Here is a 12,665-nt window from a genome sequence, read left to right on the forward strand (position 1 = left end):
TCCGGACCATCGCCGGTTGTCAATTGTGAAACCAAGCAGGACACCCATTGACGAAATTCCCGCGACGGATTCTCGACGTTGACTCGCGGCTGTCCGTCGTGGACTCTCTAGGGCATGTCCGACAGCACCGGTTCCGGTGCCACGGCGGCCCAGGCGGCACTCGACGCCGTCCAGCGATACCCACCCGAGGCGATCACGATCGCCCACCGGGTGCTCGCCGGCCAGACCGCCGACGACGACGAGCGCTCCACCGCCGAGCGGGCCATCGGTCTGGCCCTGCGCGAGTTGAACGACCTGACCGGCGCACTGCGCCACCTCCGGCGGGCGGTACGGGCCGCCGGCACCCCCCGTACCCAGGCGTTGGCCCGGATGAGCCTCGGGTACGTGCTGGCCAACGCCGGCCGTACCGCTGCGGCGTTGCGGGCGGTGACCGCCGCGCTGCCCCAGCTCACCGGTGCCGACGCCGGTCGGGCCCGGATGCAGCGGGGGGTGGTGCTGCACTACCGCGGACGCTACGCCGAGGCGGTCCGCGACTACGGCATCGCCATCGACATCGCCCAGCGTGAGGGCGACCCGCTGCTGGAGGCCCGCGCCCGCAACAACCGTGGTCTGCTCAACGCCCACCGGGGCTCCCCCGGCGGCACCGACGACGACCTCTCCCGGGCGGCGGCGGCCTTCCGCCGGCTCGGCCTCGACCTCGCGGCGGCCGACGCCCGCTGGAACAGCGGTATCGCCGCCGGGCAACGCGGCGAGATCGCCATGGCGCTGCGCTGCTTCGCCGACGTCGACGAGGAGTACCGGCGGCTCGCCGTACCCCGACCGGCGCTGCTGCTGGACCGCTTCGAGCTGCTGCTGTCGGTGCCGCTGCTCGACGAGGCGGTCGAGGTCGCCGCCGCCGCGGTCCGCGAGCTGCACCGCAGAGGGATGGCCTCGGACCTCGCCGAGGCGCTGCTCGCCCAGGCCCGGGCCGCGCTGCTCGCCGACGACCTGGACACCGCGACCGCCGCCGCCGCCCAGGCCCGGGTCCGGTTCCGGCGGCAGGGCCGACGCACCTGGGCCGTTTTCGCCCGGCACGTCGAGTTGCGCGCCGAGTTCCGCCGGGGCACCCGCACGCCGGCCCTGCTCACCGCGATGGTGCGCACCGCCGGCCAGCTCGACGCCACCGGGTGGTCGGGTCCGGCGCTGACCACCCGCATCGAAGCCGGTCTGCTGGCCGCCGCAGCGGGTCGCGTCGACCGGGCCGTGGCCCTGCTCGACGTGGCCGCCCTGGCCCGCCGGCGCGGCACCGCCCCCCGCCGCGCCCAGGGGTGGTACGCCCTGGCCCGGTCGCGGCGACTCACCGGAGACGATGCCGGTGCGGCCCGGGCACTGCGCCGGGGGCTGGCCGTCCTCGACCGGCACCGCACGTCGCTCGGGGCCACTGAGTTGCGGGCCAACAGCGGCACGTACGGGCAGGAGCTGGCCGCCGAGGGCCTCGACATCGCAGTCCGCGCCGGCTCCCCGGCCCGGACGCTGGCCTGGGCCGAACGCTGGCGGGCCAACACGCTGCGGATGCGCCCGGCGTTGCCTCCCGACGACCCGGACCTGTTCGCGGCGCTCACCGAGCTCCGGCTCGTCAGCAGCCTGCTGGAGGACGAGGTGCTGGCCGGCCGGCCCGCCCATGCCCTACGCAGCCGGCAGGCCCGGTTGGAACAGCGCATCCAGGACCTGGCCCGCCGGGTGCCCGGCGGGAGCGGCGTGGTGACCCCGCCCGGCGTGGGGGTGCTCGCCGGGCGGCTCGGTTCCCGCGTGCTGGTCGAGCTGGTCGCCCACGGCGAGCGGCTGCGGGCGGTGCTGGTCCGCGACGGCCGGGCCAGCCTGCACGACCTCGGCCCGCTGGCGGAGGCGGTGCACCTGACCCGGTGGCACCGGTTCGCCCTGCGCCGGCTGGTCACCACCGGCGACACGCCCACCGCGCAGGCCGGGGCCCGCCATGCCGCCGCCACGCTGGACCGGCAGCTCTTCGAGCCGCTGCGCCGGCACCTCGGCGACCGCCCCCTGGTGATCGTGCCGGTCGGGGCCCTGCACGCGGTGCCGTGGTCGGGCCTGCCGACCTGCGCCGGGCGCGCGGTGACCGTCGCCCCGTCGGCCACCGCCTGGCTGCGGGCGGACGGCCGGTGTCCGCCGGCCGGGCCCTCCGTGCTGGCCTGCGGGCCGCGCCTGCCGGCCGGCCTGGCCGAGGTACGCCGACTCGGGCAGGTCCTGCCCGACGCCACCCTGCTCACCGGTGCGGACGCCACCGCCGACGCGTTGACCACGGCCCTGGACGGGGCCGGCCTGGTCCACATCGCCGCCCACGGCACCTTCCGCGCCGACAACCCGCAGTTCTCCACGCTGGAGCTGGCCGGTGGACCGCTGTTCGCCTACGAGTGGGAACGGGTCGCCCGGCCGCCCGGCTGCGTGGTGCTCTCCGCCTGCGACTCGGGGCTGACCGGGGTGCGGCCCGGCGACGAGGTGATGGGCTTCACCGCCGTACTGCTCGCCCTGGGCGCACGGTGCCTGATCGCCACCGTGCTGCCGGTGCCGGCCGAACCCACCACCGCGCTGATGCTGGACCTGCACCGACGGATGCGGGGCGGGGTCCGCCCGGCGCAGGCGCTCGCCGACGCCCAGCAGGCCTTCGCCGTGCCCGGCGACGGCACCGCCGGGGCCACGGCGGCGGCGTTCGTCTGCCTCGGTGCCGGCTGAGGCCGCGTCGAGCCGCCCGGCGGACGCGGTGTCAGCCCAGTGTGGCGACCCGGGGACGCAGGCCGTCGATCAGCTCCGGTGGGGCGGCGAGCACCCGACTGCCGCTCACCTCGACGGCGACACCGGCTTCGACGGCGATCACCAGACCGGCGGCCCAGTCCCAGCGGAACGTGCGGTCCTCGACGTAGGCGTCGCAGCGGCCCGCCGCGATCCAGGCCAGCGCCAGGGCCGTCGAGCCCAGCATCCGCACCCCGCGCACGTCACCGGCCAGGTCGGTGACCACGGCCGCCTGCACCCGGCGGTGGGCGACGTCGTAGGCGTACCCGGCGGCGAGGACGACCTCGCCGAGTGTGATCCCGGCGGGCCGGGTCAGCGGCGTGTCGTCGAGGAACGCGCCCCGGCCCCGGACACCACGGAACGTCTCGTCGTGCACCGGGTCGTGGACCACCCCGACGACGGGCTCCCAGCCGTCCGGTGTCTGCTGTTCGCAGGCGACGCTGACGCACCAGAACGGCATTCCGGCGACGTAGTTGACGGTGCCGTCGAGGGGGTCGAGCACCCAGCGCAGCCCGGAGTCGCCGAGGTGGTCGCTGCCCTCCTCGGCGAGGATGCCGTCGCGGGGCCGACGGGTGCGCAGCAACTCGACGATGCGCGCCTCGCTGGCCCGGTCCGCCTCGCTGACCAGGTCGGTGGAGGCGGTCTTGTAGTCGACGCGGCCGTGGTCGCCGAAGCGCCGTAGCAGCTCCCGGCCACCGAGGCGAGCCGCCTCCTCGGCAACCCGCCGGCAGTCGTCCAGCTCGGCACCGGTGGCCATCGCGTTCTCCTCGGGTCGTCGGCAGGGCCGGTCGAAATCGTCGCACCCGTACGGGCGCGGGCGCCAGGTCCCCCGGTGCGGGCACGGACGCCGGTTGCCCGACCGGCCGGCTCCCGGTCACCGCCCGGCGTGGCCCCGGGGCGTGCGGGTCGGCATCCCGGGCGGCGAGCGGCGGGGCCGGCCGGTCGGGCACACTGTGGACAGCGGTCGGGACACCGACGCCCGCCGACGCGCCGTCGACCCGCCCCGTCGCCATCGCCGTGGGGAGGCAGCGCGACATGGGTACGGTGGACACGTCCAGGGTGGACCGGTTGCTGGCGCGGATCCGCGACGGGGTCATCGGCGAGGGTGAGCTGCTCGACGGGCCCTACGGGCCACGCCGGATCACCTACGCCGACTACACCGCCTCCGGCCGGGCGTTGGACTTCGTGGAGGACACCATCCGCGACCGGGTGTTGCCCCGCTACGCCAACACCCACACCGAGAGTTCCGCGACCGGTCGGGCGACGGGGCGGTTGCGCGAGGACGCCCGACGGACCATCCTCGACGCCGTCGGCGGCACCGACGAGCATGCGGTGCTCTTCTGCGGTTCCGGGGCCACGGCGGCGGTCGACAAGCTGGTCGGGCTCCTCGAACTGCGGCTGCCCGCCGGGCCGGCGCACCGGCACAAGCTGCTGGACGGCATCCCCGTGGCGCAGCGCCCGGTGGTCTTCGTGGGCCCCTACGAGCACCACTCCAACGAGCTGCCGTGGCGGGAGACGTACGCCGACGTGGTCGTCATCGGCGCGGACGCCGACGGGCACATCGACCGCGTCGAACTGGCCGACCGGCTGGTCCGGTACGCGGACCGACCGCTGCGGGTCGGCAGTTTCTCCGCCGCCTCCAACGTCACCGGCATCCTGTCCGACGCCGACGCGATCGCGGCCCTGCTGCACACCCACGGGGCACTGTCGTGTTGGGACTACGCCGCCGCCGGCCCGTACGTGCCGATCCGGATGGGTGAGTCGACGCCGGGCGCGGCGGACGGCAAGGACGCGGTCTTCCTGTCGCCGCACAAGTTCGTCGGCGGCCCGCAGACCCCCGGTGTCCTGGTGGTGCGGCGGGATCTGATGCGCAACCGGGTCCCGGTGGTCCCCGGCGGGGGCACCGTGGCGTTCGTCGACCCCGCCGGGCACCGGTACCTCGACGATCCGGTGGCCCGCGAGGAGGGCGGCACTCCGGCGATCGTCGAGTCGATCCGGGCGGGCCTGGTGTTCGCCCTCAAGCAGTCCGTCGGCGCCGACGTCATCCAGGCCCGCGAGGAGCGGCTGTGGTCGCGGGCGCTGGGCCGCTGGTCTGCCAATCCGGGGATCGTGGTCCTGGGCAATCCCCGGGCGCGGCGGCTGCCCATCGTGTCGGTGCAGATCCGCCACGGCAGCCGCCAGCTGCACCACAACTTCGTCGTCGCGCTGCTCAACGACCTGTTCGGCATCCAGGCCCGTGGGGGGTGCTCCTGCGCGGGCCCCTACGGGCACCGCCTGCTGGGCATCGACGAGGAGCGCTCCCGGGCGTTCCGGGAGCAGATCGCCCTGGGCTGGGAGGGGATCAAGCCCGGGTGGACCCGGATCAGCTTCGGCTACTTCGTCTCCGACCTGGTCGCCGACCATCTGATCGACGCGGTCGACCTGGTCGCCCGCCTGGGGCACCGCCTGCTGCCCGACTACCACTTCGATGCCCGCAGCGGTCTGTGGCACCACCACCTGGGCCCGGGGCCGTCGCTGCGCCTGGCCGAGCTGGGCGGCCTGTTCACCGGCGACGACCAGCCGGTCCCGCCGCGGCGGTGGGCCGGTGAGGACGCCCTGTCCGGTCACCTGCACGAGGCACACGAGATCCTGGCCGGGCGTGGGGACCACGTCGACGAGGGACCCACCGGCCTGCCGGCCGGCGTGGAGGCGCTGCGCTGGTTCCACCTCCCGCCGGCCTGCGTGACCGCCCCGAACGTGCCGCCCTCGCGCCGAGCAGGGTGAGTGTCGGTGGTGGCGCTGGTCGTGTCACGCGTCGAGATCGCCCCCCCGGGCGTACGCCGGCGGTACCCGGCTGCCGGCACGCTGCTGCGCGCGGCGACAGCGCTGCCCGGCGGGCTGACCGGACGGTCCCGTCGGACCGTCGTGCCATGATGCCGCTCACCCAAGGCAAGGAGCACGGCGCAATGGCCACGGTGACGGTTCGGGACGAGACGGCGACCGGCAGGGCGATCGACCAGTGGCCGCTGGCCGGCCTGCCGGAGCGCATCTCCGCGCGGGAGCTGGTCCGGTTGCGCGTCCGCGAGGAGGTGGCGCGGTTCAACGCCGACCGGACGGACCTCTTCCGGGGTCTGGTGCGGCCGACCGACGCGGAGGCGACGTGGAACGGCTACCGGGTCGGTCAGGGTAGGCGGCTGGACTGGGAGCGCCAGGCGGACGCGGCCTGTGCCGCCTTCGCCCGCAACGGCTTCGTGCTGCTGGTGGGTGACCGCCAGGTCGAGGACCTGGACGAGGAGATCGACCTGCTCGCGGAGCCCGAGGTGGCCTTCGTGCGGCTCGTCGCCCTGGTGGGTGGCTGAGGTGGCTGACTGGGCACTGCTGCTGCCCCCGCTGGGCGCGGCGGATCGCCGGCGGGTGGAGACCGGGGTCGCCGAAGCCGATGCCCAGGTTCGGCCGCTGCTCCGGCTGGCGAGCACCCACCACTGGACGTCGTCGGTGACCCGCACCCCGCAGTGGGCCGTCACCGGGTCGTGGCCGTCCGAGCTTCGCCGCTGTGCGGCGCTGGCCGTGCACCGGGAGGTGGTGGCCAGTTCGATGCCGTCGGTGCTGAACGACGTCGTACGGAGTCTCGCCGACGGTGAGCACGACTGGACCCGGGCGGATCTTCTGTGGTGTCTGGAGGTTGTCGGACAGGGGCTCGACTACGACCTCGGCGTCCGCCTGGAGTTGCCGGCGGTGATCGCCGCGCACCTGGCTCCCGCCGACCTGGCCGATCTCGCGCCGGTGCTCTCGGGCCTGTTCGACGAGCTCGCCGCCAGCAACTTCCCGACGGCCGGGCCCCGACGTCGGGTCGTCACGCTGATCGGGGAGGCGCTCGACCGTGCCACGGGTAGCCGTGTGCCGTCGTGGTTGCTGCACCACGGGGACGAGTTCGGTCCGCTCGTCCGCGCCGACCTGGGGGACGTCCTCGCCGCGCCGGGCGTGCCCGGGTTGCTGGTGCACTGTGCCTCGCTCGGCAGGCCGGCCGCACCGGCGAGATGGCTGCGCGGCCTGGACCAGCAGCTCACGACCGCCCCCGACGGGAGGAGGGCGGTCCGTACGATCCTGGAGGTGTTCGCCACCCACCGGCACCCGGTGCACGACGACTCGGACCGCCTCCTGCGGGGCCTGGTGTGGGCGTTGTCGCGGGAGTCGGGCGCGGCGGCGACGGACCTGCTGGCCCGGGTCACCGCTGCCGCCTCGGCAGCACCCCGCCAGGCGGCGGGTTTCCCGCATGCCCAGCGCACCGCGATCGCGGCCGTGCAACTGCTCGCCGGGCGCGACGGTGAGACGCCGCTGCGGACCCTGGCACGGCTCGCGGTGACCGTGAAGAACAAGGCGGTACGCGCTCGGGTGCACACCGCGCTGACCCGCCTCGGCGCTCTGCGGGGGTGGTCGCTGAGCGAGGTGCTGGAACTCGCCGTCGACGACCACGGGCTCGACCCGGCCGGGACCCGGCGGACCCCGGTCGGCCCGTACGAGGCGACGGTGCGGATCGAGGGTGAGCAGGCCCGCCTGACCTTCGCCCGCGGCGACGTCGGGCTCAAGGGCGTTCCCGCGGTGCTCAAGGAGACACACGCCGACGAGCTGAAACAGCTACGCGACTCGGTGAAGGCCGTCAACGCGACGCTGACCGCCGAGCGCCAACGGGTGGAGGCGCTGCTGTCCGAGGAGCGCACCTGGGCGTACCCGGACTGGGTGTCCCGCTTCCTGGACCACCCGGTCACCGGGGCGTACGGGCGGCGGCTGCTCTGGGAGACCAGCACCGACGGGTACGACTGGTCGGCGGGCCTGCCCCGCGAGGACGCCGACGGGTGGGTGGTCGTCGGTCTCGACGGGCGGCCGGCACGCGGGGGCCGGGTCCGGTTGTGGCACCCTGTCCGCGCCGGGATGGACGAGGCCCTCGCCTGGCGTGACCGGGTGCTCGTCACGGGCCTGACGCAGCCGTTCAAGCAGGCGTTCCGCGAGGTCTACCTGCTCACACCGGCCGAGGAGCGGACCGGTTCCTACTCCAACCGGTTCGCCGCGCATATCCTGCGCTACCGCCAGGCGAACGCGCTCATGCGCGCCCGCGGCTGGCAGGCCGGCTACCTGGGCACCTGGGACGGCGGGTACGACAGCGAAGCCACGAAGCTCTTCGGCGGCGGTGCGTGGCGGGCGTCCTTCCACCACCAACTGGTCGGCACGGACGATTCCCGCAACTACGACGTCGACCACTGTGCCACCGATCAGGTGCGTTTCGCCCGCTCCGACGGCACGACCTGGCGACCCGTGTCGGTCGCGGAGGTGCCGCCGCTGGTGTTCACCGAGGCGATGCGGGACGTGGACCTGTTCGTCGGCGTCACCTCCATCGCCACCGACCCGCAGTGGGCCGACCGGGGCGAGGACCGGTTCCGGGACTACTGGCACCGGACCGTGGTCGGGGCACTGACCCCGTCGGCGGAGATCCGCCGCGACGCCCTGGCCCGGCTGCTCCCCCGCCTGACCATCGCCGACCGGGTCACCCTCACGGACCGCTACCTGCACGTACGCGGGAACCTGCGCGGCTACCGCATCCACCTCGGCTCCGGCAACATCATGATGCAGCCCCACGACGCGTACCTGTGCATCGTCCCCGCGCGCGGGGGCACCGGCCGGCTGCACCTGCCGTTCGAGGACGACCCGATGTTGTCGATGATCCTGTCGAAGGCGATCATGCTCGCCGCCGACGACACGATCACCGACCCCACGGTGGTGCGGCAGCTCGCCCGATGACCGGGCGGGGCGGGCCCCGACGTCGTTCTCGCCGCATCGCCGCGTCCACCGCGCCCGTGCCGATCAGCCGGCGGCTCGTTCAGGTGGTGGATCGGCCCGCACCGGGTGCCGCCTGCGGCTCGGTTGTCCAGCTGGCCAGCAGGGGCAGCACCCGCGCCGTGGGTGAGTCGGGTTCGACGGTGTAGACGACCAGACGTTGCTCGGGATCGTGCGGCCCGACGACGGATTCGATGCCGAAGCTGAGCGTTCCGGCCGTCGGGTGGGCCAGTTGCTTGGTCAGCGAGGTACGGAAGGTGACCCGCTGGTCGTCCCACCACTGCGCCACGTCGGGATCGCCGTCCCGCAGCTCCTGCACCAGCTCGACGAGTCGCCGGTCGTCGGGGTGGCGTCCCACCTCGTAGCGCAGCGCTCCGACCGCGGCGGCGGCGAAGTCGGCCCAGTTGACGATCCGCACCCGCGCGTCGGGGTCCAGGAACAGCCACCGCGCGAACGACGACCCCGGTTCGGCGGCTGACCCCAGCACCGCGCTCAACAGCCCGTTGCGCGCCAGCACCTGCGTACGGCGTCCCAGCAGCAGCACCGGGACGTGGCTCAGCGCTCCCATCAGGCGCAGCATCCCCGGGTCGGGTCGCTGCGCGACCTCCGGCCCCGCCCACCGCCGCCGCGAGGTCGGCGCGGCCAGATCCCGCAGGTGGGCACGTTCGATCTCGTCGAGCTGCAGCGCCCGCGACAACGCCTGCACCACCTCGTCGGTGACGACGTGCTGGCGGCCCTGTTCCAGGCGGCTGTAGTGGTCCGGGCTCAGCCCGGCGAGCACGGCGAGTTCCTCCTTGCGTAGACCCGGCACCCGCCGTGGGCCGGGGAATGCCTCGATGCCGGCCTGGGCGGGGGTCAGGCGGTCCCGCCGAGACCGTAGGAACGCCCCCAGGGCAGTGCGGTCGGCAGGCACCCACCCAGTGTAGGAGCGGACCTCGACGCGAGCCTGGTCATGCGGTGACCAGGCAGCACACGCCCTGGTGCGGGCCGCGTGCCTGCCCTGGGATGGTGACCATGACCCACCCCGAGACTCCTGCCGCGCAGATCCGCACCGTCCTGATCACCGGCTCCACCAGCGGCATCGGTGCCGCCACCGCCCGGATACTGGCGGCGCGGGGATGGCGCGTCGTCGTCACCGGACGCGATCGGACCCGCGGTGCCGCCGTCGTCGCCGACATCGAGGGCACCGGCGGACACGCCGTGTTCGTCGCCTCCGACCTGACCCGCCCGCCCGGAGCGCTGCGGGACTTCGCCCGCGCCGCCACCGAGGCCGCCGGTGGGCACCTGGACGCGCTGGTCCACAACGCCGCGCTGTGCCCGGCCGTCGACACCGTACGCCTCACCGACACCGACCTGGAGGCCACGCTCGCGGTCAACGTCCGCGCCCCGCACGTCCTGACCGCCGCCCTGGCCCCGGCGATGGCGGCACGTGGTCACGGCGCGATCGTGGTCATCGGCTCGTGGATGGCCCACGTCGGGCACCCCTTCGTCGGGCTGTACTCGGCGACCAAGGCCGCGGAGATCCAACTCGCCCGCAGTTGGGCCGCGGAGTTCGGTCCCCACGGTGTGCGGGTCAACACCGTCTCCCCCGGGGCGACGCGTACCCCGATCAACGCCGGCGACGGCGACGTGATCGCCCGGATGACCGCCGGCACCCCCGCCGGACGACCCGGGACCCCCGACGAGACCGCCGACGCGGTGGCGTGGCTGCTCTCGGAGCAGGCCGGCTACGTCCACGGCGCGGAGATCGCCGTCGATGGAGGTATCACGGCGACCCGTCCCGGTTGAGTGCCGTCACGCAGGCCCGAAGACGCCGGGTGTGCTCGCCGGAAGGTCATCGACGCTCCGAAACGATCGGGGTGGATCCCTTGCCCCGCAACGGAGATGACCTTAGGTTACATTGATGATCCTCAGTGGTGAGCCGCACCCTGACCCTCCGCGGAGCGCCGGGGCCGGCGCTCCACGGCCCGAGGATCTCGGTGGCGTCGCCTATCTGCGGAGGCTGTCGAGGCGGGGCTTCATCACGGGGGCCGCGTTGGCGGCATCCGGCTTGTCGGCCGCCTTCGCGCTGCTGCCCGACTCGGCCCGGGCTGCTGGCGGCTACCTGCGACCGTGCGGAAACGTCCGGATTTCCAGCTCCTGGCAGGACCACCGCAACCGGACGCCGCCCTCGGGTGAGCCGGGCACCGACTACGCGGTCGGCACCGGCACTCCCGTCATGGCCGCGGCGAACGGCACGATCCGCTTCGTGAAGACCGACACCGCCACCGCCACCGGGCGCGTCGTGGGAATGGCCCACGACGACGGCAACTACAGCCGGCACCTGCACCTGTCGACGATCACCGTCTCCGTCGGTCAACGGGTGTCACGAGGCCAGCCGATCGCGTACTCCGGTTCCTCGGCGAACGGCAGCGACCAGGGTGTCGGACCGCACGTGCACACGAGTCTCTGGCTGAGCACCGCAAGCCCGACGAACTTCTCCGCGACGGTGGACTTCGAGAACCACGTCGGAGACGTCGCCAACCCGAACCCGCCGGACCAGGAGGTAGACGAGGTGTTCATCGCGAACGTGAAAGGTAGCTGGTACCTCATAGTCCCCCAGGGGACCGGTAAGCCGCGGGCGGTGGTCCTGGGTGGCGACAGCAACGCCGCCGCCGCCGGCCTTCCCGTGCTGAACTTCAGCTGGGACCCGTCGATCAACGCGCTCCGGGCCGCGGTCGACGGCATCGGCTGAGCTGGCCCGGGATCTCCTCCGGTCACCGGCCGTCCGCCCGCGCCGTCGTCGTCCCTGCCGAAGGCGGACCGGGACGACCATGAAGGGTGGGCCGAGGCAGGTGGGCGCCCGATGCGACCATGGCGGATAATTGCCCGATGACAAATCCAGACCTCGACCCCGACGTCTACCCACCCCTGGACCCCGGTGAGCCGGTGCCGGACGACGCCGGCGAGCTCCTCCCCGATACGCCCGGTGAGCTGCCGGAGGCACCGGTCGAGCCGATGCCCGACGACGGCGAGCCGGGCGGCGTGCCCGAGCCGGCCTGACGGCGATCACCGGCGTGCAGGTCGACTCGTGCCACCACGTCTGGTTCGAACTCCACGAGGACCTGATCGCCACCCTAGGCATCACCCGCTGACCGCACCACGCATCGACTCCCGCAACTGGCGCGGGGCTGGGACACTGCGCCCATGAGTCAGGGTGTGCCCGGCGTGTCGTCCGGCCGGTGGTGGGGCGCGTTGCGGATCACCCTGGTCCTGCTGTGGCTGCTCGGGGCGGCGACGACGTGGTGGACCGCTCCGCGCCAGCAGGGCTACGACCGGGCCAGGGCGGACGTGGTCGCGGGCCGGGTGGTCGCGTACCAGTGGGGTGACCGGTGGCAGGTGGACCGCTCGCCACCCTGGTTCGGCTCCGCCACCCTGTGGGCCTCCGGCACCTCCGGGCCGCTGTTCGCGTGGAGAACACCCGACGGGCGGGTGTACTGGACGAACACCGACCGGTTCGGACAGGTGAGCACCACCGGGGCCGTCGAGCAGGAGAGCTACTCCGGACCCGGTGCCGTCGGTATCGCGCAGCAGCTGCGGGTCGCCGGGCTCGAACACCGCGCCGATGGCGTCCACTCACCGATGACCGTCGTCAGCGGGACCGGCCTCCTCGTCGCAGTCGTCGCGCTCGTCGTCGTCGTCGCCGGCCCGGCTCCGGTCCGGGGCACCCGGTGGTTCTGGTTCTGGCTGATCTCCCTCGCCCCGTACGGCCTCGGACTGCTGTTCTGGATGGCCCGGGACCACCCGTGGTCGAGGTCCGCGGCGGCGGTGACCACGCGGAGCCCGACGTACCCACGGGACCGGGGCGTGCTCGGCTTCGGCGTCGGTGCCCTCGCGTCGGTTCTGATCGGTGCCGTGCTGCTGATCGTGCACCAGTCACTGGGTGACTGGTGGGTGCCGCGACCGGACGCCTAGGGCCTGTGTCGAAGTCGGTGCCGGGGCTTGAGCTGGTTTGAGGATCTTCGCGTGTCGGAGATCGAAAAAGAGTGAGGCCTCCGGTAGATGGTTCAGCGACCAAGCAGAACCTGAAAACC

11 protein-coding genes are annotated in these 12,665 nt (G+C 73.8%); 9 read left to right on the plus strand and 2 right to left on the minus strand.

Going from position 1 to position 12,665, the window contains the following annotated elements:
• The first annotated feature begins 114 nt into the window (after window positions 1-114).
• Window positions 115-2,727, plus strand: coding sequence for a CHAT domain-containing protein (locus JQN83_RS30160; RefSeq protein WP_208570541.1), 2,613 nt, complete (start codon window positions 115-117; stop codon window positions 2,725-2,727).
• Window positions 2,728-2,758: 31 nt separating this feature from the next.
• On the opposite strand, the gene JQN83_RS30165 is transcribed toward JQN83_RS30160, so the two are convergent.
• Entirely contained in the window at window positions 2,759-3,541 is a 783-nt protein-coding gene (locus tag JQN83_RS30165) for an inositol monophosphatase family protein (RefSeq protein WP_208570542.1), read from the minus strand.
• Window positions 3,542-3,828: 287 nt separating this feature from the next.
• On the opposite strand from JQN83_RS30165, the gene JQN83_RS30170 reads away from it, so the two are divergent.
• Genes JQN83_RS30170 through JQN83_RS30185 form a run of 4 tightly spaced genes read left to right on the plus strand, consistent with a single transcriptional unit; the run spans window position 3,829 to window position 8,556 of the window.
• Window positions 3,829-5,547 carry an aminotransferase class V-fold PLP-dependent enzyme gene (locus JQN83_RS30170; RefSeq protein WP_307799908.1) on the plus strand — a complete coding sequence of 573 codons (1,719 nt, stop codon included), beginning with the start codon at window positions 3,829-3,831 and terminating at the stop codon, window positions 5,545-5,547.
• 6 nt (window positions 5,548-5,553) lie between these two features.
• Window positions 5,554-5,697, plus strand: a complete 144-nt coding sequence (locus tag JQN83_RS30175; RefSeq protein ID WP_208570543.1) for a hypothetical protein — start codon at window positions 5,554-5,556, stop codon at window positions 5,695-5,697.
• A gap of 32 nt (window positions 5,698-5,729) precedes the next feature.
• The gene (locus JQN83_RS30180; RefSeq protein ID WP_208570544.1) at window positions 5,730-6,122 is read left to right on the plus strand and encodes a hypothetical protein; all 393 of its coding nucleotides are present in this window, start codon (window positions 5,730-5,732) and stop codon (window positions 6,120-6,122) included.
• A gap of 1 nt (window position 6,123) precedes the next feature.
• Window positions 6,124-8,556 (plus strand): DUF4132 domain-containing protein, encoded by a 2,433-nt coding sequence (locus JQN83_RS30185; RefSeq protein WP_208570545.1) that lies wholly within the window; start codon window positions 6,124-6,126, stop codon window positions 8,554-8,556.
• A 79-nt stretch (window positions 8,557-8,635) separates the two neighbouring features.
• Here the strand turns inward: JQN83_RS30185 and JQN83_RS30190 are convergent, their stop codons facing one another.
• Window positions 8,636-9,505 (minus strand): helix-turn-helix transcriptional regulator, encoded by an 870-nt coding sequence (locus JQN83_RS30190; RefSeq protein WP_208570546.1) that lies wholly within the window; start codon window positions 9,503-9,505, stop codon window positions 8,636-8,638.
• A gap of 101 nt (window positions 9,506-9,606) precedes the next feature.
• Between JQN83_RS30190 and JQN83_RS30195 the strand changes: the two genes are divergently transcribed.
• The 4 genes from JQN83_RS30195 (at window position 9,607) to JQN83_RS30210 (ending at window position 12,546) form a co-directional block, all read left to right on the plus strand.
• Entirely contained in the window at window positions 9,607-10,380 is a 774-nt protein-coding gene (locus JQN83_RS30195) for an SDR family NAD(P)-dependent oxidoreductase (RefSeq protein ID WP_208570547.1), read from the plus strand.
• 247 nt (window positions 10,381-10,627) lie between these two features.
• Complete coding sequence (locus JQN83_RS30200; RefSeq protein WP_208570548.1) at window positions 10,628-11,326, plus strand: M23 family metallopeptidase; 699 nt, start codon at window positions 10,628-10,630, stop codon at window positions 11,324-11,326.
• A gap of 137 nt (window positions 11,327-11,463) precedes the next feature.
• On the plus strand, window positions 11,464-11,634 hold the full coding sequence (locus JQN83_RS30205) for a hypothetical protein (protein WP_208570549.1): 171 nt from the start codon (window positions 11,464-11,466) through the stop codon (window positions 11,632-11,634).
• Between the two features lie 144 nt (window positions 11,635-11,778).
• Window positions 11,779-12,546 carry a hypothetical protein gene (locus JQN83_RS30210; protein ID WP_208570550.1) on the plus strand — a complete coding sequence of 256 codons (768 nt, stop codon included), beginning with the start codon at window positions 11,779-11,781 and terminating at the stop codon, window positions 12,544-12,546.
• Window positions 12,547-12,665: the final 119 nt, after the last annotated feature.

The sequence above is a fragment of the Micromonospora antibiotica genome (assembly GCF_017599305.1).
Lineage (GTDB): Bacteria > Actinomycetota > Actinomycetes > Mycobacteriales > Micromonosporaceae > Micromonospora > Micromonospora antibiotica.

Coding starts and splice junctions, on each gene's coding strand:
- JQN83_RS30195 (WP_208570547.1), top strand. CDS start 9,607: ATGACCCACCCCGAGACTCCTGCCGCGCAGATCCGCACCGTCCTGATC.
- JQN83_RS30180 (WP_208570544.1), top strand. CDS start 5,730: ATGGCCACGGTGACGGTTCGGGACGAGACGGCGACCGGCAGGGCGATC.
- JQN83_RS30165 (WP_208570542.1), bottom strand. CDS start 3,541: ATGGCCACCGGTGCCGAGCTGGACGACTGCCGGCGGGTTGCCGAGGAG.
- JQN83_RS30205 (WP_208570549.1), top strand. CDS start 11,464: ATGACAAATCCAGACCTCGACCCCGACGTCTACCCACCCCTGGACCCC.
- JQN83_RS30160 (WP_208570541.1), top strand. CDS start 115: ATGTCCGACAGCACCGGTTCCGGTGCCACGGCGGCCCAGGCGGCACTC.
- JQN83_RS30210 (WP_208570550.1), top strand. CDS start 11,779: ATGAGTCAGGGTGTGCCCGGCGTGTCGTCCGGCCGGTGGTGGGGCGCG.